The 24584-nt window shown below is 64.3% G+C and carries 23 protein-coding genes; 8 read left to right on the forward strand and 15 right to left on the reverse strand.

Annotation, left to right across the window (positions count from 1 at the left end; translation table 11 throughout):
* Positions 1-221: 221 nt before the first annotated feature.
* The 3 genes from J2Y48_RS04775 to rplS form a co-directional block, all read right to left on the reverse strand.
* On the reverse strand, positions 222-1043 hold the full coding sequence (locus tag J2Y48_RS04775; protein ID WP_310413523.1) for an amino acid ABC transporter permease: 822 nt from the start codon (positions 1041-1043) through the stop codon (positions 222-224).
* Positions 1044-1051: 8 nt separating this feature from the next.
* Positions 1052-1849: a transporter substrate-binding domain-containing protein gene (locus J2Y48_RS04780; protein ID WP_310413527.1), complete on the reverse strand. Its 798-nt coding sequence runs from the start codon at positions 1847-1849 to the stop codon at positions 1052-1054.
* 243 nt (positions 1850-2092) lie between these two features.
* Positions 2093-2611: a 50S ribosomal protein L19 gene (rplS, locus tag J2Y48_RS04785; protein ID WP_310413530.1), complete on the reverse strand. Its 519-nt coding sequence runs from the start codon at positions 2609-2611 to the stop codon at positions 2093-2095.
* Between the two features lie 292 nt (positions 2612-2903).
* On the opposite strand from rplS, the gene J2Y48_RS04790 reads away from it, so the two are divergent.
* Positions 2904-3650 (forward strand): sulfite exporter TauE/SafE family protein, encoded by a 747-nt coding sequence (locus tag J2Y48_RS04790; protein ID WP_310413533.1) that lies wholly within the window; start codon positions 2904-2906, stop codon positions 3648-3650.
* Here J2Y48_RS04790 and trmD read toward each other — a convergent pair.
* From trmD to ffh, 5 genes are all read right to left on the reverse strand, one after another.
* Positions 3632-4330 carry a tRNA (guanosine(37)-N1)-methyltransferase TrmD gene (gene trmD / locus J2Y48_RS04795; protein WP_310413536.1) on the reverse strand — a complete coding sequence of 233 codons (699 nt, stop codon included), beginning with the start codon at positions 4328-4330 and terminating at the stop codon, positions 3632-3634. The genes J2Y48_RS04790 and trmD overlap by 19 nt on opposite strands.
* Before the next feature lies 1 nt (position 4331).
* Entirely contained in the window at positions 4332-4904 is a 573-nt protein-coding gene (rimM, locus tag J2Y48_RS04800) for a ribosome maturation factor RimM (RefSeq protein WP_310413538.1), read from the reverse strand.
* Positions 4905-5053: 149 nt separating this feature from the next.
* Entirely contained in the window at positions 5054-5416 is a 363-nt protein-coding gene (gene rpsP / locus J2Y48_RS04805) for a 30S ribosomal protein S16 (RefSeq protein ID WP_310413541.1), read from the reverse strand.
* Between the two features lie 36 nt (positions 5417-5452).
* On the reverse strand, positions 5453-5776 hold the full coding sequence (locus J2Y48_RS04810; RefSeq protein ID WP_310413545.1) for a chorismate mutase: 324 nt from the start codon (positions 5774-5776) through the stop codon (positions 5453-5455).
* Positions 5777-5789: 13 nt separating this feature from the next.
* Entirely contained in the window at positions 5790-7376 is a 1587-nt protein-coding gene (ffh, locus tag J2Y48_RS04815) for a signal recognition particle protein (protein WP_310413548.1), read from the reverse strand.
* 320 nt (positions 7377-7696) lie between these two features.
* Between ffh and dapF the strand changes: the two genes are divergently transcribed.
* Genes dapF through J2Y48_RS04835 form a run of 4 tightly spaced genes read left to right on the forward strand, consistent with a single transcriptional unit; the run spans position 7697 to position 12233 of the window.
* Positions 7697-8611, forward strand: coding sequence for a diaminopimelate epimerase (dapF, locus tag J2Y48_RS04820; protein ID WP_310413551.1), 915 nt, complete (start codon positions 7697-7699; stop codon positions 8609-8611).
* Complete coding sequence (gene mtaB, locus J2Y48_RS04825; protein WP_310413554.1) at positions 8608-9885, forward strand: tRNA (N(6)-L-threonylcarbamoyladenosine(37)-C(2))-methylthiotransferase MtaB; 1278 nt, start codon at positions 8608-8610, stop codon at positions 9883-9885. Before dapF ends, mtaB begins: the two co-directional genes overlap by 4 nt.
* A 12-nt stretch (positions 9886-9897) precedes the next feature.
* The gene (ftsY, locus tag J2Y48_RS04830) at positions 9898-11580 is read left to right on the forward strand and encodes a signal recognition particle-docking protein FtsY (RefSeq protein WP_310413557.1); all 1683 of its coding nucleotides are present in this window, start codon (positions 9898-9900) and stop codon (positions 11578-11580) included.
* Between the two features lie 14 nt (positions 11581-11594).
* Positions 11595-12233 carry a septation protein A gene (locus J2Y48_RS04835; protein ID WP_310414304.1) on the forward strand — a complete coding sequence of 213 codons (639 nt, stop codon included), beginning with the start codon at positions 11595-11597 and terminating at the stop codon, positions 12231-12233.
* Between the two features lie 223 nt (positions 12234-12456).
* Here the strand turns inward: J2Y48_RS04835 and J2Y48_RS04840 are convergent, their stop codons facing one another.
* The 5 genes from J2Y48_RS04840 to ccmA all read right to left on the reverse strand — a co-directional run bounded on the left by J2Y48_RS04840 (position 12457) and on the right by ccmA (position 15566).
* Complete coding sequence (locus tag J2Y48_RS04840) at positions 12457-13068, reverse strand: DsbE family thiol:disulfide interchange protein (RefSeq protein ID WP_310413561.1); 612 nt, start codon at positions 13066-13068, stop codon at positions 12457-12459.
* Positions 13065-13226 carry a heme exporter protein CcmD gene (ccmD, locus tag J2Y48_RS04845; RefSeq protein ID WP_310413564.1) on the reverse strand — a complete coding sequence of 54 codons (162 nt, stop codon included), beginning with the start codon at positions 13224-13226 and terminating at the stop codon, positions 13065-13067. Before ccmD ends, J2Y48_RS04840 begins: the two co-directional genes overlap by 4 nt.
* Positions 13223-13999, reverse strand: coding sequence for a heme ABC transporter permease (locus J2Y48_RS04850; protein WP_310413567.1), 777 nt, complete (start codon positions 13997-13999; stop codon positions 13223-13225). Before J2Y48_RS04850 ends, ccmD begins: the two co-directional genes overlap by 4 nt.
* A gap of 60 nt (positions 14000-14059) precedes the next feature.
* A complete protein-coding gene (gene ccmB / locus J2Y48_RS04855) occupies positions 14060-14719 on the reverse strand; it encodes a heme exporter protein CcmB (RefSeq protein WP_310413571.1) in 660 nt (219 codons plus the stop codon).
* Between the two features lie 199 nt (positions 14720-14918).
* The gene (ccmA, locus tag J2Y48_RS04860; protein ID WP_310414307.1) at positions 14919-15566 is read right to left on the reverse strand and encodes a heme ABC exporter ATP-binding protein CcmA; all 648 of its coding nucleotides are present in this window, start codon (positions 15564-15566) and stop codon (positions 14919-14921) included.
* A 267-nt stretch (positions 15567-15833) separates the two neighbouring features.
* Here ccmA and acnA point away from each other — a divergent pair, with 267 nt between their 5' ends.
* The 3 genes from acnA (at position 15834) to J2Y48_RS04875 (ending at position 20362) form a co-directional block, all read left to right on the forward strand.
* Positions 15834-18527 (forward strand): aconitate hydratase AcnA, encoded by a 2694-nt coding sequence (acnA, locus tag J2Y48_RS04865; protein WP_310413574.1) that lies wholly within the window; start codon positions 15834-15836, stop codon positions 18525-18527.
* A gap of 173 nt (positions 18528-18700) precedes the next feature.
* The gene (locus J2Y48_RS04870; RefSeq protein ID WP_310413577.1) at positions 18701-19468 is read left to right on the forward strand and encodes a thioredoxin family protein; all 768 of its coding nucleotides are present in this window, start codon (positions 18701-18703) and stop codon (positions 19466-19468) included.
* Positions 19469-19966: 498 nt separating this feature from the next.
* The gene (locus tag J2Y48_RS04875; protein WP_310413581.1) at positions 19967-20362 is read left to right on the forward strand and encodes a DUF2794 domain-containing protein; all 396 of its coding nucleotides are present in this window, start codon (positions 19967-19969) and stop codon (positions 20360-20362) included.
* A 111-nt stretch (positions 20363-20473) separates the two neighbouring features.
* Here J2Y48_RS04875 and J2Y48_RS04880 read toward each other — a convergent pair whose 3' ends face one another.
* Both J2Y48_RS04880 and pyc read right to left on the reverse strand, forming a co-directional pair.
* Positions 20474-21028, reverse strand: coding sequence for an N-acetyltransferase family protein (locus J2Y48_RS04880; protein ID WP_310413584.1), 555 nt, complete (start codon positions 21026-21028; stop codon positions 20474-20476).
* A gap of 100 nt (positions 21029-21128) precedes the next feature.
* Positions 21129-24584: a pyruvate carboxylase gene (gene pyc, locus J2Y48_RS04885; RefSeq protein ID WP_310413587.1), complete on the reverse strand. Its 3456-nt coding sequence runs from the start codon at positions 24582-24584 to the stop codon at positions 21129-21131.

Consider the following 24584-nt stretch of genomic DNA (forward strand, 5'->3'; position numbering starts at 1 on the left):
TGCGATGGAAATGGAAGCGATTGCGGCAGGAGCCGCGGGATCCGAATGGATCAGGCTAGGCGGCTCGTGAGCGCCCCGCGCACGCGCGCAAAGAAGCGTACCGGCAGGCGCTTGTGATCCTGCAGAACGACGATATGCGCGCCAATGCATGCGAACTTGGATTCCATGGGCCGCACATATCAATTTTTCGGCGCCCCGGCAATCGGAGAGATTCGCCGCTATCAGCGCTCAATGCCCCGCCGCAGCCGCTGCTCCAGACCGCGCAGCGCGACAGACAGGCCGATCGTCAGGATCAGATAGACATAGGCGACGATCGAATAGGTCTCGAAGAAGCGGAAGGATCCGGACGCGTAGACCTTGGCCATCTGGGTGATGTCGGAGACGCCGAGCACGGAGACAAGCGAGGAATCCTTGACCATGGCGACGAAGTCGTTGCCGAGCGGCGGCAGGATGACGCGGATCGCCTGCGGAAACACGACGAGGCGGAAGCGCTGGGTGCGCGACAGGCCGAGCGCCTTGGCCGCCTCGACCTGCCCCTTGTCCACCGACTGGATACCGGCCCGGAAGACCTCGCCGATGAAGGCGGAATAGCCGATCATCAGCGCGATGATCGCCCGCCACATCAGCGACACGTCCCGGACGAGCAGCGGTTCGACATAACCGGCAGCGACCAGCGGCGCGATGACGAGGTTCGCCAGTGCCACGAGGGCCGGCGCACCGACGAAGGCGATGTAGAACAGCAGCACCAGGATCGGCACGCCGCGGATCACCTCGGTATAGAACCGGGCAACCTGGCGGAGCGGCGCATGGTCGGAAAGTCCGAGCAGCGCCACCCCGAGCCCCAGAAGCGTGGCAAGCGCGAAGCCGACGATGGTAACGAAGATCGTCACCCACAGCCCCTTCAGGATGACGCCGAAGACCTGGGCATAGATGTCGTTCGCGGCGATGACGACGGCGATGGCGAGGCCGATCGCAACAAGGGCGACCAGCCACCAGGGATAGTCGCCCTTCGCCGCTCCCGGACGGGGGGATACGGATGCCATGGGGTCGCTTACTGACCCATCTTGTAGTCGAGGAACCATTTCTTGTTCAGCGCGTCCAGCGTTCCGTCCGCCTTCAGTGCGGCGATGGCGGCGTTGATCGGGGCCACGAGGTCGGAGCCCTTCGGGTAGATGAAGCCGAAATCCTCGGTGCCGAGCGGTTCACCGATCACCTTCAGCTTGCCTTCCGAGGCATCCACATAGCCCTTGGCGGCGACGCTGTCGGTGAGGACGAGATCGACGTCGCCGGCCTTCAGCGCCTGCACCGTCGCACCGAAGGTCTCGAACAGCTTGATGCGCGGGTTCTGCTCATTGCCGTCGAGGATCTCGTAGACGGCCGTATAGAAGGGCGAGGTGCCCGGCTGCGCGGCAATCAGGCCATCGGCGAAGGCGCCGAAGGTCTTGGCATCGGTGAAGCGGTCCTCGTCGGCGCGCACCAGCATGAACTGTTGCGAACGCATGTAGGGGTCCGAGAAATCGACCTTCTCCTTGCGGTCGTCCTTGATGGTGATGCCGGTCATGCCGACCTGGTACTGACCATCATGCACCGCCTGGATCATCGCGTCCCAGCTGGTGTTCTGGTACTCGACCTTGAAATTCAGCCGCTTGGCGATCTCGTTCATCGCGTCATATTCCCAGCCGATCTGCTCGCCGGTCTTCGGGTCGACGAATTGCAGCGGCGGATAGGCGTTCTCCGTCACGACGACGACCGTCCGCCCGCCGAGATCGGGTAGATCGGCTGCAGCAGCGGTCAGCGGCATGAGGGCAAGGGCGGAAAGCCCGGCAAGGATTGTGCGGCGGAAAAGCATAGGAATTCTCCTGAAACGTGGCGAGCGAAACCTGTCACAGATCGCTCGGCGCTGGCAAGCGAGTTGGTGCCAGATTTCAGGTGCAGGAGACAATTCCCTTCCGCAAAGGTTGTCGTCGACGGTTACGGTCACTGCCTCTGTCGACCTGCGGAACTGGCCTCCACTTGAGCACCGACGGATCAAAGCAAAAAGGCCGCCGGGGACTAAGCCCCGACGGCCCTTCAGAAAGAATACGCGCCGTTCTTATTCGGCTGCGGCTTCCGCTGCCTTTGCGGCTTCGGCGGCCTCGGCTGCTGCCTTCTCGGCGGCAAGCGCCTGGGCGGCTGCTACCTTCTCGGCTTCCAGACGTGCCTTTTCCTGGGCAACGGCTGCACGCTCGGCGTCGTTCAGCTTGCGGGCGCGGGTGCCGGTGTTCTCGACGATACGGGCCGCCTTGCCGCGACGATCGCGCAGGTAGTAGAGCTTCGCGCGGCGAACCTTACCGCGGCGGATGACCTCGACGCCTTCGACGAGCGGGGAGTAGACGGGGAATACGCGCTCGACGCCTTCGCCGTAGGAGATCTTGCGGACGGTAAAGCTCTCGTTGATGCCGCCGCCGGAGCGGGCGATGCAGACGCCTTCATAGGCCTGCACGCGGGTGCGGCTGCCTTCCGTCACGCGGACGTTGACGCGCAGCGTGTCGCCCGGGGAGAATTCCGGAAGGGTGCGCTTGGCGGCGATCTTGGCGGCCTGTTCGGCCTCGAGCTGCTGGATGATGTTCATCGGTCTAACCTTTACGTTCTTCTGAAACAGCCAGAGCGCTCGACCTTCTCCCGTCGGAAGCCTCGGGGAAATGCCCGATGCCGGGCAGGAGCGGATTCGCCATTCTTTGCTTGCGGTTTTCCGGGATGATCCCAAAACCGTGTCGGCCATTACACCAATCGCCAGCGCTTGTCATCCCTGCCGAAACGATAAATCGCCTTTTCCGGTATCGGGGATTGCCGCCCCGGTGCACGGGACGATATCAGACGGTCGGTTCAGCCGTTGGCCGGGGGAGGCCAACCGAGGGGGAAACATGCCGATTGCCGATGCCGCATTCCTGTTCGTAGCCGGGTTTCTCTCCGGCGTGGTCAACGCGATCGCGGGTGGCGGCACCTTTCTCACCTTCGGCGCCATGACCCTAACCGGGGTCCCGCCCATCGTCGCTAATGCCACCTCATCGATCACCCAGTTTCCCGGCTACGTCACCTCGGCGATGGCCTACTGGCGCGAAATCCGCGCCGACTGGCGGGAAGCGGTGAAGGTCGGCGTCCTCTCGCTGATCGGTGGCGTCAGCGGATCGCTGCTGCTGCTGTCCATGTCGAACCCGGGCTTCCGCACGCTGGTGCCGTGGCTGCTCTTGGCGGCGACCGCAATCTTCGCGGCTGGGCCCCTGCTGCGGCCGAAGAACCTGCACGCCGAGCAGCCGATCGGTCCGCTTGGCCTCTTCGGCCAGTTCGCGACCTCGATCTACGGTGGCTTTTTCGGCGCCGGCATGGGCATCATGACGCTTGCCGTGCTCGGCCTCTCCAAGGGCGGCGACTACCACAAACTCAACGCGCTGAAGAATTTTCTGGCCATGCTGATCGCCGCCGTCGCGATCATCGTCTTCGCCAGCGGCGACGTGGTCGGCTGGCCGCAGGCGGCGGTGATGGTGCCGGCCGGCGCGATCGGCGGCTATTCCGGCGTCTGGATCGCCCGCCGCGTGCCGCAGAGCTTGATCCGGACGCTGGTCATCGCCGTCGGGGCACTGCTGACGATCTACTATTTCGTGACCGGCTGATCGATCAGAAGGTCCGGACGGCGCTCCTCGGTCAGCCGGCGCGCCTCTCCCAGTCGCCACTTCTCGATCTCGGCATGGTGGCCGGAAGCAAGCACGGCCGGGATCTCCCGACCCTCCCAGACCTGCGGGCGTGTGTAGTGCGGATGCTCCAGCAGTCCGCCCTCGAAGCTCTCGTGTACGCCGGACAGCGCATTGCCCATCACGCCGGGCAGGATGCGGACGATGGCGTCGAGCAGGATCATCGCTGCCGGCTCTCCGCCGGACAGGATGTAGTCGCCGATCGACACCTCCTCGAGGCTGCGCGCGTCGATGACCCGCTGGTCGACCCCCTCGAACCGGCCGCAGACGATGACGGCGCCCTCACCTGCAGCAAGTTCGCGCACGCGGGCCTGCGTCAACGGCCGGCCGCGCGGGCTCATCAACAGTCGAGGACGCGTATCGCCCTCCGGCGCGGCTTGGTCGATCGCGCTCGCCAGCACGTCCGGTTTCAGCACCATGCCGGCGCCGCCGCCGGCCGGCGTGTCGTCGACGGTGCGGTGGCGGTCGGTGGCGAAGTCGCGGATCTGCACGGTCTCGAGCAACCAGTCGCCACGGCTAAGCGCCTTGCCCGACAGCGATTGGCCAAGGAGGCCCGGAAACATCTCCGGGTAGAGCGTCAGGACGGTGGCGCGGAAAGCCACGTCATTCCCCTTCTTGCGGCGGACGGCGCCGGCGGCTGCCAGGACCGTCCTCTTCGCCGCCATCGATGCCAGCGGCAACCGGATCGATCAGCATCTTGCCGTTTTCGAAATCCACCTCGATCACGGCGGCCTCCGAAAATGGGATCAGCACCGGCCGCTTGCCGGGACCCTTCAGTTCCAAGAGGTCGCCGGCGCCGAAATCAAAGATGCCGGTGACGGTGCCGTGGCTACGCCCGGTTGCGTCAACGGCCTCCAGCCCTTCGAGATCGGCATAGAAGAACTCATCGTCTTCCAGTTCCTCGTCCGGCAGCTTGTCGCGCTCGATGAAGAGATCCAGCCCCTTCAAGGCCTCGGCCGCGTTGCGGTCGTTGACGCCGCGAAAGCGGACGACGACCACATTCTTCGCTTCGCGGATCTCCAGCACCTCGAACAGCCGCCCGTCCTCGCTGTGGAGGCTGCCGTAGTCGCCAAACGAAGTCGGATCAAGCGTATAGGCCTTGACGCGGACCTCGCCACGCAAGCCCTGCGCTGCGCCGATCGTGCCCATCAGGACAGGGTTTTCGAGTTTGCTCATCGTTTTCGATCCGCTCGCGCACGGACCGTGCGCAGATATGTTCTACCGCTCCATTACGCCTCGATATGCGTGCGGAGCAAGCATGCTCACAAACGAAAGCGGGCGGCATGAGACACGCCGCCCGCTCCGAACCTGGGTTCCGGCCGGAATTATTCCGCAGCAGCGGCAGCGGCGTCTTCGGCCTTCTGCTTCTTCTCGGCGGCGCGCTCGAGCGCCTTCTTGCCCGGCTTGCCCTTATCCGGGTTGTTACGGGCGTCGCGCTTGGCAATGCCGGCTTCGTTCAGGAAGCGCAGGACGCGGTCGGTCGGCTGGGCGCCCTTGGCGAGCCATTCCTTGATGCGCTCTTCGTTCAGCTCGATGCGCTTGGCATCTTCCTTGCCGAGCATCGGGTTCCAGGCGCCGACGCGGTCGAGGAAGCGGCCGTCGCGCGGGCTGCGCGCGTCGGCAACGACGATCTGGTAGTACGGGCGCTTCTTGGAACCACCACGGGCGAGACGGATCTTCAGGGACATTTCATTTCTCCTTCGGGATATGGCTGGCCGCTTCTTTCAAGCGGTATGCTGATTGTTCGAGCCGCTGTAATCGGCGGCGATGGCTTCATGATGCCGGATCACCTCGCGGATGATGAAGTTCAGGAACTTCTCCGCGAAATCCGGATCCAGATTGGCGTCCTTCGCCAGGCGACGGAGGCGATCGATCTGGTATTCCTCGCGCGCCGGGTCCGCCGGCGGCAATTCGTGGGTGGCCTTGAGCACGCCGACTGCCTGGGTGCAGCGGAAACGCTCGGCCAGGATGTGGACCAGTGCCGCGTCGATGTTGTCGATCGACTGACGGTATTCGGCCAGCTGCTTCTTGATTTCGGGGTCGACCATTGCTCGCCCTACCTCACTTCTTCTTGGACAACCCGGGAAGGCCCGGGAACCCGCCGCCTAGGCCGGGCAGCTTCGCCCCGCCAAGACCAGGGAGCCCCCCGCCGCCGAGGCCCGGCATGCCGCCACCCGGCTTGATGCCGGCGGCTTCCGCCTGCTTCTGCAGGGCTTCCAACTGCTTCGGGTCGAGCTTCGACAGGTCGGGCATGCCGCCCATGCCACCGCCAAGGCCGCCCATTCCGCCACCGAGGCCCATCTTGCCGGCCAGGCCGCCCATCATCTGCTTCATCAGGCCGCCGCCCTTCTTGCCGCCCATCATCTTCATCATGTCGGCCATCTGGCGGTGCATCTTCAGAAGCTTGTTGATGTCGGCGGCGTCGGTGCCGGAACCGCTCGCAATGCGCTTCTTGCGCGAATGCTTCAAAAGGTCCGGATTGGCGCGCTCGGCCTTCGTCATCGACGAGATGATGGCGAGCTGTCGGCCGAACATTTTGTCGTCGAGACCGGCGGCGGCCATCTTGTCCTTCATGCCGGCCATGCCGGGCATCAGCCCCATGATGCCGCCCATACCGCCCATCTTCTGCATCTGGCGCAGCTGGTCGGCGAGGTCGTTCAGGTCGAACTTGCCCTTGGCCATCTTGGCGGCCATGGCGGCCGCCTTCTCGGCGTCGATGTTTTCCGCCGCCTTCTCGACGAGGCTGATGATATCGCCCATGCCGAGGATGCGGTCGGCGACACGGCGGGGATGGAATTCCTCCAGCTCGCCCATCTTCTCGCCGACACCGATCAGCTTGATCGGCTTGCCGGTGACGGCGCGCATCGAAAGCGCCGCGCCGCCGCGGCCGTCGCCGTCCATGCGGGTCAGGACGAGGCCGGTGATGCCGACGCGATCGTCGAAATTGCGGGCGAGGTTGACGGCGTCCTGACCGGTCAGCGCGTCGGCGACGAGCAGGATCTCGTGCGGATTGGACTTCCGCTTGATCTCCGCCATCTCGATCATCAGCGGCTCGTCGATATGGGTGCGGCCGGCGGTGTCGAGGATGACGACGTCATGGCCACCGAGCTTGGCAGCCTGCACGGCGCGCGCGGCGATGTCGGTCGGCGACTGGCCGGCGATGATCGGCAGCGTGTCGATGCCGGTCTGCACGCCGAGCTGGCGCAACTGTTCCTGCGCGGCCGGACGACGCGTGTCGAGCGAGGCCATCAGGACCTTTTTCTTGTCGCGCGTCTTCAGCCGGTTGGCGATCTTGCCCGAGGTCGTCGTCTTGCCCGAGCCCTGCAGGCCGACCATCATGATGACGACCGGCGCTGGGGCATTGAGGTCGATCGAGACGCCCTCGGAGCCGAGCATCGAAATCAGCTCGTCATGGACGATCTTGACGACCATCTGGCCCGGCTTGATCGACTTCAGGATCTCAGCACCAACGGCCTTTTCGCGCACTGCTTCGGTGAAGGAGCGCACCACTTCCAGCGCCACGTCCGCTTCGAGCAGCGCACGACGGACCTCGCGCAGCGCCGCCGAGACATCGGCTTCCGAAAGCGCGCCACGGCCTGTCAGTCCATTCAGAATGGAGCCAAGGCGGTCCTGGAGTGTTTCAAACATCACGTCGTCCTTCTTGTTTCCGCATCGGTCGGAAACGTCGGTGCAATCAGCGACAAAAACAAGACGCAAAGCCAAAAACCACCCGAGGGCGCATCGCGCTGTCGGGTGTTGACCTCCGGGATCTCTTTATACCTTTTCGGGTCCCGGTCGGCGGGCTTCAAGTGTCGTTACTTGTCGCAGATGGCGGGCTTAAACAGGAAAGAGGGCGGAAAGTCAAGACGACCGCAAATTGGCGACCACTGGTAATTCGTGCGTTTTTCCGCCATATACGGCGGAAAATGACGCAATTCCCGGAAGCCCGGGCTCGCCGGATAGCCGACATGACCGCCAACGTTCCATTCGCCCGCATGAACGGACTGGGAAACCAGATCCTCGTCGTCGACATGCGCGGCCGCACCGATCGCGTGAGCGCCGAAGCTGCCGTGGCCCTCGCGGCCAACGCCGAGACCGCGTTCGACCAGATCATGGCGATCCACGATCCGAAGGCAAGCGGCACCGACGCCTATATCGACATCCTCAACTGCGACGGCAGCAAGGCGCAGGCCTGCGGCAACGGCTCGCGCTGCGTCGTTCAGGCGCTCGCCGCCGAGACCGGCAAGAAGGTTTTCACCTTCCAGACCGTCGCCGGCATCCTGAACGCGGTCGAGCACGAGGACGGGACGATCTCCGTCGACATGGGCAAGCCCGTGTTCGAGTGGAACCGGATCCCGCTTGCCGAAGAATTTCACGACACCCGCCGGATCGAACTGCAGATCGGCCCGATCGACGATCCGGTCCTGCATTCGCCATCCGCCATGTCGATGGGCAACCCACACGCGGTCTTTTGGGTTGATCGCGACGTGATGTCCTATGATCTTGCCCGGTTTGGACCGCTTCTGGAAAACCATCCGATCTTTCCCGAGCGGGCCAACATCACGCTCGCGCAGGTCACCTCGCGCTCGTCGATGACGACGCGCACCTGGGAACGCGGCGCCGGGCTGACGCTTGCGTGCGGCTCGGCCGCCTGTGCCGCCGCCGTCAACGCCGCCCGTACCGGACGCACCGGCCGCAAGGTCGACGTCCACGTCGCCTCGGCCAATCCGCCCGGCATCCTCACCATCGAATGGCGCGAAAGCGATGACCATGTCGTCATGACCGGCCCCGCCGAGTGGGAGTGGTCGGGTACGCTCGATCCGTCGAGCGGCGCCTGGCAGCGTGACGCGGATATGGCCGAAGAAGGGGTGGCTGCGCCTTGAGTGGCGTCGAGGTCATAACCTTCGGCTGCCGCCTCAATACCTATGAATCCGAAGTGATGCGCGGCGAGGCCGAGAAGGCGGGGCTCAACAACGCCATCCTCGTCAACACCTGCGCTGTGACCGGCGAGGCCGTGCGCCAGGCGCGCCAGGCGATCCGCCGCGCCCGCCGCGACAACCCGCACGCCCGCATCATCGTCACCGGCTGCGCCGCGCAGACCGAGAAGGACACCTTTGCCGAGATGCCGGAGGTGGACGCCGTGCTCGGCAACGAGGAGAAGCTGCGGAGCGCCTCCTATCGCGGCCTTCCCGATTTCGGCGTCTCGGCGGAAGAAAAAGTCCGCGTCAACGACATCATGAGCGTCCGGGAAACCGCCCCGCAGTTGGTAAAGTCGATCGACGGGCACGTGCGCGCCTTCATTCAGGTCCAGAACGGCTGCGACCATCGCTGCACCTTCTGCATCATCCCCTTCGGCCGTGGCAATTCCCGCTCGGTGCCGATGGGAGCGATGGTCGACCAGGCACGAAAGCTCGTCGAAGCTGGTTACCGTGAAGTTGTGCTGACCGGCGTCGATGCCACCAGCTACGGCGACGACCTGCCCGGCAAGCCGAGCCTCGGCCTTCTCGCAAAGACCCTCTTGAAGCAGGTCCCGGAGATACTGCGGCTGCGGCTTTCCTCGATCGATGGCATCGAGGCAGACCGGCATCTGTGGGACCTGATTGCCGACGAAGTGCGCTTCATGCCGCACCTGCATCTGTCGCTCCAGCATGGCGACGACCTGATCCTGAAACGCATGAAGCGCCGTCATCTGCGCGACGACGCCATTGCGTTCTGTCACGAGGCGCGGCGGTTGCGACCGGACATCAGCTTCGGTGCCGACATGATTGCCGGCTTCCCGACGGAATCGGAGGCGATGGCGGCCAACAGCGCCAGCCTCGCGGACGAGTGCGGCATCGCCCACCTCCACGTCTTTCCCTACAGCCCCCGCCCCGGCACGCCGGCGGCGCGGATGCCGCAGCTCGATCGGGCGCTCGTCAAGGAACGGGCAGCGCAACTGCGCGAAACAGGGCGACGCCTCCACCTGTCCCATCTCGCCTCGATGGTCGACAGCCGGCAAATGATCCTTGTCGAAAACAACGGACTGGCGCATACGGAAAACTTCACGCTGGTCGAGGCGGATGGCCTTGCGCCGCGCGACCTTGTGCCGGTGACCGTCACCGGCCACAATGGCAAGCATTTGACCGTGCAGGCAGACCCCGTATTACCTCGTAGCTAGCGGATTTCGTTCATGGCCCTCGGCTTCATCAAGAAGATCTTCTCCTTCGGCAAGGACACCGTGCCCGCAGCGGAAACGCAGCAGGAGAGCACGCCCGAGGCGTTTGTGAGCAAGGTAGAGGCGGCTCATGTCGAGGGTCTGGTCGAGGATCCGCACGCCGCCGAAGAACCCGCCGGCGAGGCGCGCGACCTGCTTCTGGAGGAAGCCGAAGCCGCCAACCCGGACGCGGACCTGCACCGTCTTGAACTGCAATCCGACATCTACCCCCTTCCCCCGCTCATTCACCCGGTTCAGCCCACCGACGGAGACGAGGCTCCAGCCGTCGAATCCGCTGGTGTCGCCTCTCCGGCCGCCGGGGAAGCAATTGATGTCGTCCCGGAAGCCGGCGTCTCCGGCTTGTCGCCCGAGACCGAGACCACCCGCGCGGCCGAACTCATCAACCTCGGCATGGGCGGCGTGGAACATGCCCACGAGGAACTTGCCGCCAGCGAGGCGGCCGCCAACGGCCCGCTTATCGAAGACGCACCCGTCGATGCGCCTGCCGAGGAGGGTATGCCTGCCGAAGCGATCATTGGCACTGCGGAGGCTGCGTCCGTAGAAAACCCTGAGGTCGTCGTTCCGGTTCCGGCCGCGCCTGCGAAAACGAAGCCAGCCAAGGCAAGGAAAGAGCCGGTCGAGTCCGTCGAGGAAGGTACGCCGGCGCCGATCCTGCCCAAGGGCTTTTCCTCCGCCGACCAGCGGTCGAGGGAAACGGAAGCGCCCAAGCCCGCACCGAAGCGGAGCTGGTTCCAGCGGCTGCGTGCAGGCCTTGCCCGTACCTCCGCCCATCTCACCGGCCAGATCACCAGCCTCTTCACCAAGCGCAAGCTCGACGACGCGACGCTGCAGGACCTCGAAGACCTGCTGATCCAGGCCGATCTCGGCGTCGAGACCGCACTTCGCATCACCGATACGCTTGCCGCCGAGCGCTATGGCAAGGAAGTCACCGGCGAGGACGTGGCGCACATAATGGCCGCCGAGATCACCAAGGTTCTGGAACCGGTGGCAAGACCCCTTGAGCTCGACCTGTCCCACAAGCCGCACGTCATCCTCGTCGTCGGCGTCAACGGCACCGGCAAGACGACGACGATCGGCAAGCTTGCGGCAAAACTCTCCGGCGCCGGCCTGAAGGTTATGATGGCGGCGGGCGACACGTTCCGGGCTGCCGCAATCGAGCAGCTTCACATCTGGGCCGAACGTACCGGCTCCGACATCGTCTCCTCCAAGCTCGGCGCCGACGCGGCCGGTCTCGCCTATGAGGCCTACGAGCAGGCGCGGGAGAAGAAGAGCGACGTGCTGATCATCGACACCGCCGGCCGGCTGCAGAACAAGACGGAGCTGATGGCGGAGCTGGAGAAGATCGTTCGCGTGCTCGGCAAGCTCGACCCGGACGCGCCGCACACCGTCTTGCAGACGCTCGATGCCACCACCGGCCAGAACGCGATGAACCAGGTGGAGATTTTTCGCAACATCGCCGGCGTCAGCGGCCTGATCATGACAAAATTGGACGGTACAGCCCGTGGCGGCATCCTGGTGGCGATCGCCGCCAAGCACAAGCTGCCGGTCTATTTCATCGGCGTCGGCGAAGGGATCGACGATCTCGAGCCGTTCGAGGCCAAGGATTTCGCGCAGGCGATCGCAGGGGTTGAGGCATGAGCGAAGACAGGATCATCGAGACGCTGGAGGATGCCGGCAAGCCGAAGGTCAGCCCGCTCCTCAAGCTGGTGCTGGAACTGGGGCCCCTCGTCGTCTTCTTCTTCGCCAATTCGCGCGGCGAGTGGCTGGCCGGGCATTTCCCCGCCCTTGCCGAACTCGGCGGGCCGATCTTCATCGCCACCGGCCTGTTCATGGCGGCAACCGCGGCAGCGCTCATCGTCTCCTGGGTGCTGACCCGGACGCTACCGATGATGCCGCTCGTCTCCGGCATCGTCGTCTTCGTCTTCGGCGCGCTGACGCTCTATTTGCAGAACGACACCTTCATCAAGATGAAGCCGACGATCGTCAACACGCTGTTCGGCGCCATCCTGCTCGGCGGCCTCGCCTTCGGCAAGCCGCTGCTCGGCTATGTCTTCAACGCCGCCTTCAAGCTGACGGAAGAAGGCTGGCGCAAGCTGACCTTGCGCTGGGGCGTGTTCTTCCTCGTGCTCGCCATCCTGAACGAAGTTGTCTGGCGGCAGTTCTCGACGGATTTCTGGGTGGCGTTCAAGGTCTGGGGCACGATGCCGATCACGATCCTCTTCACCCTGTCGCAGATGCCGCTGATCATGAAGTATTCGGTGGAAACGTCTGAAGAGAGCAAAGCGCCCTAAGGCGCAAAGGACAAGCCAACCGACTGTCCGGCTGACTGCTCGTATGACGCCAGCCACCCCCTCTCCCGTCATCCCTGCCCCGAGCCAGCCGCCGCGCGTCCGCGCGGCGAAGGGATGCTTTTCCTTACAGGCGGCTGAGCGGATGTTCTCGCGCCGCAGACGCGGCGCTGCTGGATGCTGGGTCAAGCCCGGCATGACGGAAGGGAGGGCACTGAGTAAATCGTCAGCCGGCCGGCGCCGGCTGAACCAGTGCCTTCTCGATAGCTGGCATAAGCCCTGTCTTCACGCTGTTCTCGTCGAACGGGCCGACCTTCTTGTAGAGGATCGTACCGTCCGGACCGACGAGATAGGATTCCGGAATGCCGTAGACACCCCAGTCGATCGCCATCTTGCCGTTCGGATCGATGCCGATCGCAGCGTAGGGATTGCCGAGTTCGCCGAGGAAGCGCAACGCGTTTTCGGCACCGTCCTTGTAGTTCACGCCGACGACCGTCAGCCGCGGATCCTGCGACAAGGCCAGGATGACCGGATGCTCCTGTCGGCAGGGCACGCACCAGGACGCCCAAAAATTGACGAGGGTAAGCTTGCCCTTGGCCGTCTCGGCCGTCAGCGCGGGCATCGGCGCCCCGTTGCGGGTCGCACCCTCGAGCGGTGCAAGGTTGTGGAAGGGCGCTTTGGTGCCGATCAGGGCGGAGGGGATTTCGGAAACATCGCGCCCCGAACTCAGCTGCAGAAAGAAGATCGCGGCGAGGGTTGCGAAAATGATCAACGGCGTCAGGGCGAGCAGGATGCGCGTCCGCGATCCGGCGGGTCTCTCATCGATGGGCTGGTTCATTTCGTCTCCGCTGCGGAACGGCGGCGAATGCCGGCGGCCTCGAGGACTGCAAGTTCCCGCCGGCGCGCGCGCCCGTCGAGCCACACCCAGAGGACAAGGCCGGCGATGGTCGCGGCCGTGGTCAGATAGGCCGACAGGACATAGGCGAAATGCGTCATCGGCGAGCCCCCTGGCGTTCGGTCCCGGCGGTGCGCGCCGCCAGCCTGCGCAATGTCGCCACGCGACGGCGCAGGATCTCGTTGCGCATCGCCAGAATATGCAGCGTAAAGAACAGAAGCGTGAATGCGGCCGCCATGACAAGCAGCGGCCGCAGGAATTCCGAATCGATCGTCGGTCCGTCCAACCGGATGACGCTCGCCGGCTGGTGCAGCGTGTTCCACCACTCGACGGAAAACTTGATGATCGGAATATTTACGAAACCGACCAGGATCAGAATGGCGCCGACCTTTGCGGCGCGTGCCGGATCATCCATGGAACGGTTCAGCGCGATCAGGCCGAGATACATCAAGAAGAGCACGAAGACGGAGGTCAGGCGCGCGTCCCAGACCCACCAGGTGCCCCACATCGGCTTGCCCCAGAGCGAGCCGGTAAGGAGTGCGATGAAGGTGAAACAGGCGCCGATCGGTGCCGCCGTCTTGGCAGAAACGTCGGCGAGCGGGTGACGCCAGACGAGCGTACCGAGCGCCGACATCGCCATCACCGAATAGCACATCATCGAAAGCCAGGCGGCGGGCACGTGGATATACATGATCCGCACCGTGTCGCCCTGCTGGTAGTCGCCGACCGTGGAGAAGGAGAGATACAGGCCGACGGCGAAAAGCACTGCAGCCGCAGCCGCCATCCACGGCCACAGCATGCTGCTCAGCGCGAGAAACCGCGTCGGATTGGCAAGGTCGGAAAATTTGCGGATCGCCAGGCTCTGTTCGCTCATATGCGCCTTTTAACGCTTTCGCCCCACGGCTTCAATTGACGCGCATCAATCACATTTGCGTCAATCCGTCGAGGCGCGAAGTGCCGCGGCTGCCGCGACCGGACCGATCACGGCGAAGACGAGCGTCAGCGCCGTCAGGATCAGGAAGGGCGGCAGGAACGGCGCGGGGTCCTGCACGGCCGCATAGACGGCGCTGACGCCGAAGATCAGAACGGGAATTGCAAGCGGCAGCACGAGGATCGACACCAGCAGTCCGCCGCGCGGCAGGGCAACGGCGATCGCGGCCCCCGCCGCCCCGATGAAGGTGATCGCCGGCGTGCCGACGAGCAGCGTCAGCACCGTGGCGCCAATCGCCGGAACCTCCATGTTCATGAAAAGCGACAGCAGCGGCGAGGCGATAACCAGCGGCAGGCCGGTGGCAATCCAGTGCGCCAAGCACTTCGTCAGCACCGTCAGCACCAGCGGCGTGTCCTGCATCAACAGAAGATCGAGCGATCCGTCCTCGCGCTCTGCCTGGAACAGCCTGTCGAGGCCGAGTAGCGCAGCGAGCAGCGCCCCGATCCACAGGATCGCCGGGCCGATGCGGGCAAGCAGGTTCAAATCCGGCCCGACACCGAACGGGATCACGGCGACCACTGTCATGAAGAACAGCACGCCGATCATCGCACCGCCCCCGGCGCGCACGGACAGCTTCAGGTCGCGAAGCAGGAGCCCGGTCATACGGCAAGCTCCTGCGCGGCAAACAACCGGCGAACACAGCCCCTCATCCGCCCGCCGGCACCTTCTCCCCGCAAGCGGGGCGAAGGACCAATGCCGAAACGCCCTGCGCCCCCTCTCCCCGCCTGGGGGGAGGGGGCGAGGGTGAGGGGCAGACTGCACCGTCTCAAAAGGACCAAGCTGGAAATCTGGACTGCCCTCATCAACCCCACACCTCCGCGGAAACGCCGTCGAAACCCGTCATCTGCAACTCCGCCATCTCCCCGAGCCCGAGCGGCTGGTGCGTCGCCGCAAGCGCAATTCCGCCGCGCTTGAGGTGCTCCTTCACCAGGCCGGCAAACATCATCTCGGCTGCCGTATCCAGTGCCGCCGTCGGCTCGTCGAGGATCCACACCGGCCGCCAGGCAACGAGCAGCTTGGCCATCGCCATTCGCCGCTGCTGGCCGGCGGAGAGATAGCCGAACGGCAGGTGCACGATGCCACCGAGGCCGACGGCCTCCGCCGCCTCTTCGACGTCCATCCCGTTGCCGCCAGCCGAATCACCAAAAAAGGCCTTCCAGAAGCGCAGGTTCTCCACAACCGTCAGTTCGCGCTTCATCGCATTGCGATGGCCGAGGTAGTGGCAGGCGGCGGCGACGGTTTCGATATCCTGCGAACCTTCGCCGCTAAAGCGAACCTTCCCCGATTCGCGCGGCAAAAGCCCGGCGACGACGCGTAGCAGCGTCGACTTGCCGGATCCGTTCGGCCCCTTCACGACCAGGGCCCTGCCGGCTTCGATCTCAAAGGAGATGTCCCGGAATATCAGGTCTTCGCCTCGTTTCGCACTCAGGCCCTCGGCAACGAGACGTATCACTTTTCACTTCCCCTTTACGACCTTGGTCGCAATGCAAAAAAATTCTCCCGATCCGCGGGCAGGCGCTCTGGATCGTTCCTTAGAAATTATCTATAAGGCCGGCAACACGCCAGCGGTCGGCGTGATTTTCATCCTAGCGCCGAACACGGAATGATTTCCGCGTACGGACAGCGGAAATGACCGCACCCGCATCCCAATTCGCGCCTCTCCGGCGCACGGGCGTTCGTACGTCAAGCTTTGGCGATCAGCGGAACGGGGTATCCAGTGTCCAAGTCCCTTGACAGCTTTAACTGTCGCTCGACCCTCACTGTCGACGGCGTCGACTATGTCTACTACAGCCTTCCGAAGGCCGAAGCGAACGGCCTTCCGGGTGTGTCGAAGTTGCCCTATTCGATGAAGGTGCTGCTCGAGAACCTGCTGCGCAACGAAGACGGCCGCTCGGTTACCAAGAAGGACATTGAAAGCGTCGCCGCCTGGCTTTCCAACAAGGGCCTCGTCGAGAGCGAGATCGCCTATCGCCCGGCACGCGTGCTGATGCAGGACTTCACCGGCGTCCCCGCCGTCGTCGACCTGGCAGCGATGCGCGACGGCATCAAGGCGCTCGGCGGTGATCCGGAGAAGATCAACCCGCTCGTGCCCGTCGACCTCGTCATCGACCACTCCGTCATCGTCGACGAGTTCGGCACCGCGACCGCCTTTGCCCGCAACGTCGAGCTTGAATACGAGCGCAACGGCGAGCGCTACCGCTTCCTGAAGTGGGGCCAGCAGGCGTTCAAGAACTTCCGCGTCGTTCCGCCCGGCACCGGCATCTGTCACCAGGTCAACCTCGAATATCTCGGCCAGACCGTTTGGACGAAGGAAGAGGATGGCGAGACGATCGCCTATCCGGACACCTGCGTCGGCACCGACAGCCACACGACGATGATCAACGGTCTCGGCGTTCTCGGCTGGGGCGTCGGCGGCATCGAGGCGGAGGCGGCCATGCTCGGCCAGCCGGTTTCCATGCTGCTGCCGGAAGTCATCGGCTTCAAGCTGACCGGCAAGCTGAAGGAAGGCGTCACCGCCACCGACCTCGTGCTCACCGTCGTGCAGATGCTGCGCAAGAAGGGCGTCGTCTCCAAGTTCGTCGAATTCTTCGGCCCCGGCCTCGACAACATGACGCTCGCCGACCGTGCCACCATCGGCAACATGGGCCCGGAATACGGCGCGACCTGCGGCTTCTTCCCGGTCGACTCCGAGACCATCAACTACCTGACCATGTCCGGTCGCGAGGAACAGCGGATCGCGCTCGTCGAAGCCTATTCGAAGGCGCAGGGCATGTGGCGCGATGGTGACGGCTCCGACCTCGTCTTCACCGACACCCTCGAACTCGACCTTGGCGATGTCGTGCCCTCGATGGCCGGCCCGAAGCGTCCGGAAGGCCGCCTGCCCCTCGAGACGATCGCGCCGAACTTCGCCGCCGCTCTCGACGCCGACTACAAGAAGCCTGGCCAGCTGTCCAACCGCTACGCGGTCGAAGGCACCGACTTCGATCTCGGCCATGGCGACGTGGCGATTGCTGCCATCACGTCGTGCACCAACACCTCCAACCCGTCGGTGCTGATCGCCGCCGGCCTGCTGGCCCGCAACGCGGTCGCCAAGGGCCTGAAGACGAAGCCGTGGGTCAAGACTTCGCTGGCCCCCGGATCGCAGGTGGTCGGTGAATACCTGGCCAAGTCCGGCCTGCAGAAGGACCTCGACGCGCTTGGCTTCAACCTCGTCGGCTTCGGCTGCACGACCTGCATCGGCAACTCCGGCCCGCTGCCGGGTCCGATCTCGAAGACCATCAACGACAAGGGCCTGATCGCCGCCGGCGTTCTCTCCGGCAACCGCAACTTCGAGGGCCGCATCTCGCCGGACGTCCAGGCCAACTACCTGGCCTCGCCGCCGCTCGTCGTCGCCTATGCGCTCGCAGGCTCGGTCCAGAAGGACCTCACCAAGGAGCCGATCGGCGAGGACCAGAACGGCCAGCCGGTCTACCTGAAGGACATCTGGCCCTCCTCCAAGGAGATCCAGGACTTCATCATGAAGTATGTCACCCGCGAACTCTACGCGTCCAAGTACGCCGACGTGTTCAAGGGCGACGCCAACTGGCAGGCGGTGCAGGTTCCGGCCGGGCAGACCTATGCCTGGGACGACAAGTCGACCTACGTGCAGAACCCGCCCTACTTCGTCGGCATGGGCAAGAAGGGCTCGGGCCTGAAGAACATCAAGGGCGCGCGCGTCCTCGGTCTCTTCGGCGACAAGATCACCACCGACCACATCTCGCCGGCCGGTTCGATCAAGGCGGCTTCGCCGGCCGGTGCTTATCTTCTTGAGAACGGCGTCGGCGTTGCCGACTTCAACCAGTACGGCACGCGCCGCGGCAACCATGAGGTGATGATGCGCGGCACCTTCGCCAACATCCGCATCCGCAACCACATGCTCGGCCCGAACGGCAAGGAGGGGGGCTACACCATCCACTATCCGTCCAAGGAAGAGATGTCGATCTACGATGCGGCGATGAAGTACAAGGAAGAGGGCGTTCCGCTCGTCATCTTCGCCGGCGTCGAATACGGCAACGGTTCGTCGCGCGACTGGGCGGCGAAGGGCACCAACCTTCTCGGCGTCAAGGCCGTGATCGCGCAGTCCTTCGAGCGCATCCACCGCTCCAACCTCGTCGGCATGGGCGTCGTGCCCTTCGTCTTCGAGGAAGGCACGACTTGGGCCAGCCTCAATCTCAAGGGCGACGAGCTCGTCGAGATCGACGGCCTCGAAGGCGAGATCAAGCCGCGTGAGAAGAAGGTTGCCAAGATCACCTACGGCGACGGCTCGGTGAAGGAGGTTCCGATCCTCTGCCGCATCGACACGCTGGACGAGGTCACCTACATGAACAACGGCGGCATCCTGCAGACGGTTCTGCGCGATCTCGCCGCCTGATTTCGACTGAATCTTCAGCCAATATGGTGCCGGGGCCGATGCCCCGGCATTTTATTTTCCGGAACACTCTCCAATCGTATGACTTTCACTCCATCGTGACTTCCTGTTGACTGGGCAAGCGGGTATGACGGTGGCCGACAAGCGGCCGTTCGCTGCATCTCCTGGAAAGATTCATGCCCAGACTGGTCATTCTTGGTTGCCTCTCGTGCCTGCTTGCCGTTTCCACAGCAGGCACGGCTGCCGTGGCAGACGACAAGCCCAAAGGCGTGGTCGAGCTCTTCACCAGCCAGGGCTGCTCATCCTGCCCGAAGGCGGACAAGGCGCTGGAGACATTGATCCGCGAGGGCGACGTCGTGGCGCTGGCCTACCACGTCGATTACTGGAACTATCTCGGCTGGACCGACACGATGTCGACCAAGGAGAACACCGAGCGGCAATATTCCTATGCGCGGATGTTTGGCCGCGGTAGCGTCTACACTCCGCAGGCCGTGATCAACGGACGCGAACACGTCAATGGCGGCGATCTCACGCAAATTCGCAATCAGTTGCAATCGCTAAGCACGCAAGGACACGGCCTGTCGGTCGACGTATCCGCCGACATCGTCCAGGACGAAATGCGAATCCGCATCGGCAGCGGCGAGGGCAAGGCGAACGTCGTCATTGCCTACTTCGACGGCGAGAAGGCGGTCGACATCGAGGACGGCGAAAACCGGGGACGACGGGTCGACTACTGGCACGCGGTAACCAACATCGAAACGGTCGGCATGTGGGAGGGGAAGGAAACGAGCCTAGTGCTGCCGGCCAGCCTTCTGAACCGCATGGGCAACGGCGGTTGCGCCATCCTGCTGCAGCGGATGAAGACGGCCGATACGCCCGGCGCAATCCTTGGCGCCGCCGTCGTGACGAATGGTCCGGTGTCGGAGACTGCAAGTCACCGCTGAGCTTCGCGATTTTGGAGCGGTCCGGCCGGGTTCTTCGAGGGGCTGGGGCTTGAGGGTTCGAAGACACGCCGGACCGGACCTTGACGAAGCTTCCGGCAACGGAATACAGGAACAGCTTCGACGCACACCCCCAGTGGCCGGCCGATTTCCCGCACATGCAAAGCGGCTCGGCTGCGGGGCAGCGATTCGACTTTCCCCGAAAATTTGGGCGCGGTTTTGTCTGAATTGCGGCATCTTCGATTTTTGCGTCGCCGCAGTTGTTAACACGGATGGACGGCATGACGCGGCGTGGTTGAACCGGCCGCGATCGATCACGCAGCGAGCGCAGCGAACCCTGCAGGTGGGTTTGCCCATCCGCAGGGTTGCGCCTCCGGCGCGGCAAGGCAAGGCGCGAGCGAAGGCGCGCCGTCTCGGCCCAGGCAAGCGGCTTAAGCGCTTGCATTTCGGTTCAGGTAGGGCACACTGTCATCGTCCTGTCGCAGTCGAAGCGGAGTCTCGATGACTGATCAGCCGGATTCGTCGCCGGGAGTGGCCGGTGCCCAGGGGTCGAATGTTGTCGTCGACCTCCGGGAATACCGAAGCAACAAAGACCCTGTCCCGGTCACTTTTCATCGCAGGGAATTGGACGCGATCCTCAGGATTTACGGGCGTATGGTCGGTGAGGGCGAGTGGCGCGACTATGCGATCGACCACACCCATGAGAAGGCAATCTTCTCGATTTTCAAGCGCTCCGGCGAGATGCCGCTCTATCGTGTCGAGAAGAATCCCAAGCTCGCCGCCAAGCAGGGCGCCTACTGCGTGCTCAACGCCCACGGAATGATCCTCAAGCGCGGCCACGAGCTTGAACAGGTTCTCAGGGTTTTCGACAAGGCACTGAAGCTCATCAAGACTTAAAGCAAGTCTCCCGAACGTGAGAACTGGTTTCGGGACAATGACATGCGAATGAAAAACAACCTGAAGCGCGGCAAGCGAACCTGAAGGATTGCGACGCGCTCTAGACGCTGTTCATTTCCCGCTCATGGCTGGATGAACGTCCGATGCGGGATGGCTCGACGCCCCCTCGCCGAGCGCAAGCTGCATGATCACCGTATCGAGCCAGCGGCCGTGCTTGAACCCGGACGCCTTCATCAGGCCGCCGTGCTCGAATCCGGTCGCCCGGTGGACGGCGATCGAAGCCGGATGCGCACCCCCGATCACGGCGACCATCTGCCGGAATCCAAGTGCCGTGCAGCGCGCGATCAGTTCGGCAAGCAGAGCCTTGCCAATGCCTCGCCCGCGCGCTTCCGGTGCCAGGTAAATCGAATCCTCCACCAGCCAACTGTAGGCCGCGCGCGTGCGGAAGGCCGACGCATAGGCATAGCCCAGAATCCGGCCCTGCCGATCGGCGGCAACCATATAGGGATACCCCTGGCCGGTAATCGCGGAAAAGCGGGCGTGCATCTCCTCAGGCGGCGGCGGATCGATTTCGTAGGTGGCGACACCGTGCAGCACCGATTCGCGATAGATCTCGTTGATGGCGGGAAGATCGCCGACGTCTGCGGTGCGGATCGTATAATTCATCTGCCATGAACCCACTGGTTTGCACGAGGAGACGCAGCGTTGGTCTCCTCGCACGGTTGAAAGGGAAAGCGGGGACAGCGGCGGGGCTGCCCCCTGCCGGTCATCCGAACACGACCAGCAAATCCTTGGCGTCGATCTGGTCGCCGGCACGCACGAGCACCTCGGCGATCACGCCGTCCTTCTCGGCGTGCAGCGCCGTTTCCATCTTCATCGCCTCGATCGACAGGAGCACATCGCCGGCCTTGACCAACTGGCCCGCCGCGACCGCAACTGTCGAGACGACGCCCGGCATCGGCGCGCCAAGATGCGCGGCGTTGCCCGCCTCCGCCTTGCGGCGGACGGCGCTCGATGCGCCGCGGTTGCGGTCCGGCACCTTGATCGGGCGCGGCTGGCCGTTCAGCTCGAAGAACACCTTGACCATGCCCTTCTCGTCGACGTCGCCCTGTGTCTGGTTGAGGATGACGAGCGTCTTGCCCTTCTCGATGTCGGCGAAGAGTTCCTCACCCGACGCCATGCCGTAAAAGTAGGCGTGCGTCGGCAAGACACTGACCGGACCGTAGGTCTCGGCGACCTGCGCATAGTCAGTGAAGACCTTCGGATACATCAGGTAGGAGGCGAACTCGAAATCGTTGACCTTGCGCTCGAGCTTGGTCTCGATCTCCTTGCGTTCGGCGTCGAGGTCGGCGTCCGGCAGCAGCGAGCCCGGGCGCTCGGTGTAGGCGGCCTCGCCCTTCAGCACCTTTTTCTGCAGCGCCTGCGGCCAGCCGCCCGGGGGTTGGCCGAGATCGCCTTTCAGCATGGAGACGACCGATTCGGGGAAGGAAACGTCCTTGCCGGGGTTTTCCACGTCGGCGACGGTCAGGTCCTGGCTGACCATCATCAGCGCCATGTCGCCCACCACCTTCGACGACGGCGTCACCTTGACGATGTCGCCGAACATGCGGTTGGCGTCGGCATAGCCCTGCGCCACCTCGTGCCAGCGGGTCTCCAGCCCCAGCGAACGCGCCTGCTCCTTGAGGTTGGTGAACTGGCCGCCCGGCATTTCATGCAGATAGACTTCGGAGGCCGGCCCCTTCAGGTCGCTCTCGAAGGCCGCGTACTGGTGGCGCACCGCTTCCCAGTAGAACGAGATGCGGCGAATCCATTCCGGATCCAGGCCGGAGTCGCGCTCCGAGCCGCGCAGCGCCTCGACGATCGAGCCCAGGCAGGGCTGCGAGGTGTTGCCGGACAGCGCGTCCATCGCCGCATCGACCACGTCGACGCCGGAGTCGGCGGCCGCAAGCACCGTGGCGGCGGCAATGCCTGAGGTGTCGTGGGTGTGGAAGTGGAGCGGCAGGTCGGTCGCCTCGCGCAGCGCCTTGAACAGCACGCGGGCGGCGGCCGGCTTCAAAAGGCCGGCCATGTCCTTCACGGCGATGATGTGCGCCCCGGCCTTTTCCAGTTCGTCCGCAAGGGCCACGTAGTACTTCAGGTCGTACTTCGGCCGGGCGGCGTTGAGGATGTCGCCGGTATAGCAGATCGCCGCCTCGCAGATTTTGTTCTCCTCGACCACCGCGTCCATCGACACGCGCATGTTCTCCACCCAGTTCAGGCAGTCGAAGACGCGGAAGACGTCGATCCCGCCCTTTGCCGCCTGGCGGACGAAGTATTTTACGACATTGTCCGGGTAGTTCTTGTAGCCGACGCCATTGGCGCCGCGCAGAAGCATCTGCAAGAGCAGGTTCGGCGCGCCCTCGCGAACCATGGCGAGGCGCTCCCAGGGGTCTTCGGTGAGGAAGCGCATGGCGACATCGAAGGTCGCCCCACCCCAGCATTCGAGCGAGAACAGCTGCGGCAGCGTGCGCGCATAGGTCTCGGCGATGCGGACGATGTCATAGGTCCGCATGCGGGTCGCCAGCAGCGACTGGTGCGCGTCGCGCATCGTCGTGTCGGTCATCAGCACCTGGGGCTGGGCGCGCACCCACTCGGAAAATTTCCGCGGTCCGAGTTCATCGAGCTTCTGCTTCGTGCCCGCGGCGATCGACCCCTCGGAGAAGGGCACGACCGGGCGGGCCACGTCGCCCGGCGGCCTCGGCCGGCCCTTGGTCTCCGGATGACCGTTGATGGTCACGTCGGCCAGATAGGTCAACAGCTTCGTCGCACGGTCCTGGCGGCGAACCTGCTGGAACAGTTCCGGCGTCGAATCGATGAACCGCGTCGTATAGCTGTTTTCGCGGAACCGCGGATGGCCGATGATCGCTTCGAGGAAGGTCAGGTTGGTGGCCACGCCGCGGATGCGGAACTCGCGCAGCGCCCGGTTCATGCGCCGGATCGCCTCGTCGGCGGTCGGCGCCCAGGTCGTCACCTTTTCCAGCAGCGGGTCGTAGAAGCGGGTAATCACCGCACCGGAATAGGCGGTACCGCCGTCGAGGCGAATGCCGAAGCCGGTGGCGCCGCGATAGGCGGTGATGCGGCCGTAGTCGGGAATGAAGTTCTGCTCCGGATCCTCGGTGGTGATGCGGCACTGCAGCGCGTGGCCGTTGAGGCGGATGTCCTGTTGCTTCGGCACGCCCGATTCCGGCGTGCCGATCGCAAAGCCGTCGAGGATGTGGATCTGCGCCTTGACGATGTCGATGCCGGTCACCTCCTCGGTGACGGTGTGCTCGACCTGGATGCGCGGGTTGACCTCGATGAAGTAGAACTTGCCGGTGTCGGCATCCATCAGGTACTCGACGGTGCCGGCGCCGACATAGTTGGTCGCCTCGGCGATCTTCAGCGAATAGGCGGCGACTTCCTGCCGCTGCGCCTCGCTGAGATAGGGGGCCGGGGCCCGTTCGACGACCTTCTGGTTGCGCCGCTGGATCGAGCAGTCGCGTTCGAACAGGTGTACGACGTTGCCGTGCGTGTCGCCGAGGATCTGGCTCTCGACGTGACGCGCCCGCTCGAGCAGTTTTTCCAGATAGACCTCGTCCTTGCCGAAGGCGGCCTTCGCCTCGCGCTTGGCTTCCGTCACCTCGCGGGCGAGATCCTTCGGATCGCGGATGGCCCGCATGCCGCGCCCGCCGCCACCCCAGGACGCCTTCAGCATGACCGGATAGCCGATCTCTTCGGCCATGCGGGCGACTTCGTCCATGTCGTCGGGCAACGGATCGGTCGCCGGAACCACGGGAACACCGACCGCAATCGCCAGATTGCGGGCGGCCACCTTGTTGCCGAGCTGGCGCATCGTTTCCGGCTTCGGACCGATGAAGGTGATGCCGTTTGCGGCGCATGCCTCGGCAAATTCCGGGCTCTCCGACAGCAGGCCGTAACCCGGATGGATAGCGTCGGCGCCGGACAGCTTGGCGACACGGATCACCTCGTCGATCGACAGGTAGCTCTCGATCGGGCCGAGGTCGCGGGCAAGGTGTGGCCCGCGACCGACCTGATAGCTTTCATCCGCCTTGAAGCGGTGCAGTGCGAGCTTGTCCTCCTCGGCCCATATCGCCACCGTTTTAAGCCCCAGTTCATTGGCCGCGCGGAACACGCGGATGGCGATTTCAGAACGGTTGGCGACCAGGATCTTCGAGATGGGCAA

It is taken from the genome of Mycoplana sp. BE70, from assembly GCF_031455855.1.
GTDB lineage: Bacteria > Pseudomonadota > Alphaproteobacteria > Rhizobiales > Rhizobiaceae > Mycoplana.

What these genes read in the sequence shown, in the direction of transcription:
- J2Y48_RS04880 (WP_310413584.1), bottom strand. Translation starts at nt 21,028, where the DNA reads ATGAATTATACGATCCGCACCGCAGACGTCGGCGATCTTCCCGCCATC.
- rplS (WP_310413530.1), bottom strand. Translation starts at nt 2,611, where the DNA reads ATGAACATCATCCAGCAGCTCGAGGCCGAACAGGCCGCCAAGATCGCC.
- ccmB (WP_310413571.1), bottom strand. Translation starts at nt 14,719, where the DNA reads ATGACCGGGCTCCTGCTTCGCGACCTGAAGCTGTCCGTGCGCGCCGGG.
- J2Y48_RS04810 (WP_310413545.1), bottom strand. Translation starts at nt 5,776, where the DNA reads ATGGTCGACCCCGAAATCAAGAAGCAGCTGGCCGAATACCGTCAGTCG.
- J2Y48_RS04775 (WP_310413523.1), bottom strand. Translation starts at nt 1,043, where the DNA reads ATGGCATCCGTATCCCCCCGTCCGGGAGCGGCGAAGGGCGACTATCCC.
- J2Y48_RS04870 (WP_310413577.1), top strand. Translation starts at nt 18,701, where the DNA reads ATGCCCAGACTGGTCATTCTTGGTTGCCTCTCGTGCCTGCTTGCCGTT.
- J2Y48_RS04850 (WP_310413567.1), bottom strand. Translation starts at nt 13,999, where the DNA reads ATGAGCGAACAGAGCCTGGCGATCCGCAAATTTTCCGACCTTGCCAAT.
- J2Y48_RS04780 (WP_310413527.1), bottom strand. Translation starts at nt 1,849, where the DNA reads ATGCTTTTCCGCCGCACAATCCTTGCCGGGCTTTCCGCCCTTGCCCTC.
- dapF (WP_310413551.1), top strand. Translation starts at nt 7,697, where the DNA reads ATGACCGCCAACGTTCCATTCGCCCGCATGAACGGACTGGGAAACCAG.
- ffh (WP_310413548.1), bottom strand. Translation starts at nt 7,376, where the DNA reads ATGTTTGAAACACTCCAGGACCGCCTTGGCTCCATTCTGAATGGACTG.
- rpsP (WP_310413541.1), bottom strand. Translation starts at nt 5,416, where the DNA reads ATGTCCCTGAAGATCCGTCTCGCCCGTGGTGGTTCCAAGAAGCGCCCG.
- ftsY (WP_310413557.1), top strand. Translation starts at nt 9,898, where the DNA reads ATGGCCCTCGGCTTCATCAAGAAGATCTTCTCCTTCGGCAAGGACACC.
- J2Y48_RS04875 (WP_310413581.1), top strand. Translation starts at nt 19,967, where the DNA reads ATGACTGATCAGCCGGATTCGTCGCCGGGAGTGGCCGGTGCCCAGGGG.
- rimM (WP_310413538.1), bottom strand. Translation starts at nt 4,904, where the DNA reads ATGAGCAAACTCGAAAACCCTGTCCTGATGGGCACGATCGGCGCAGCG.
- J2Y48_RS04790 (WP_310413533.1), top strand. Translation starts at nt 2,904, where the DNA reads ATGCCGATTGCCGATGCCGCATTCCTGTTCGTAGCCGGGTTTCTCTCC.
- ccmD (WP_310413564.1), bottom strand. Translation starts at nt 13,226, where the DNA reads ATGACGCATTTCGCCTATGTCCTGTCGGCCTATCTGACCACGGCCGCG.
- J2Y48_RS04840 (WP_310413561.1), bottom strand. Translation starts at nt 13,068, where the DNA reads ATGAACCAGCCCATCGATGAGAGACCCGCCGGATCGCGGACGCGCATC.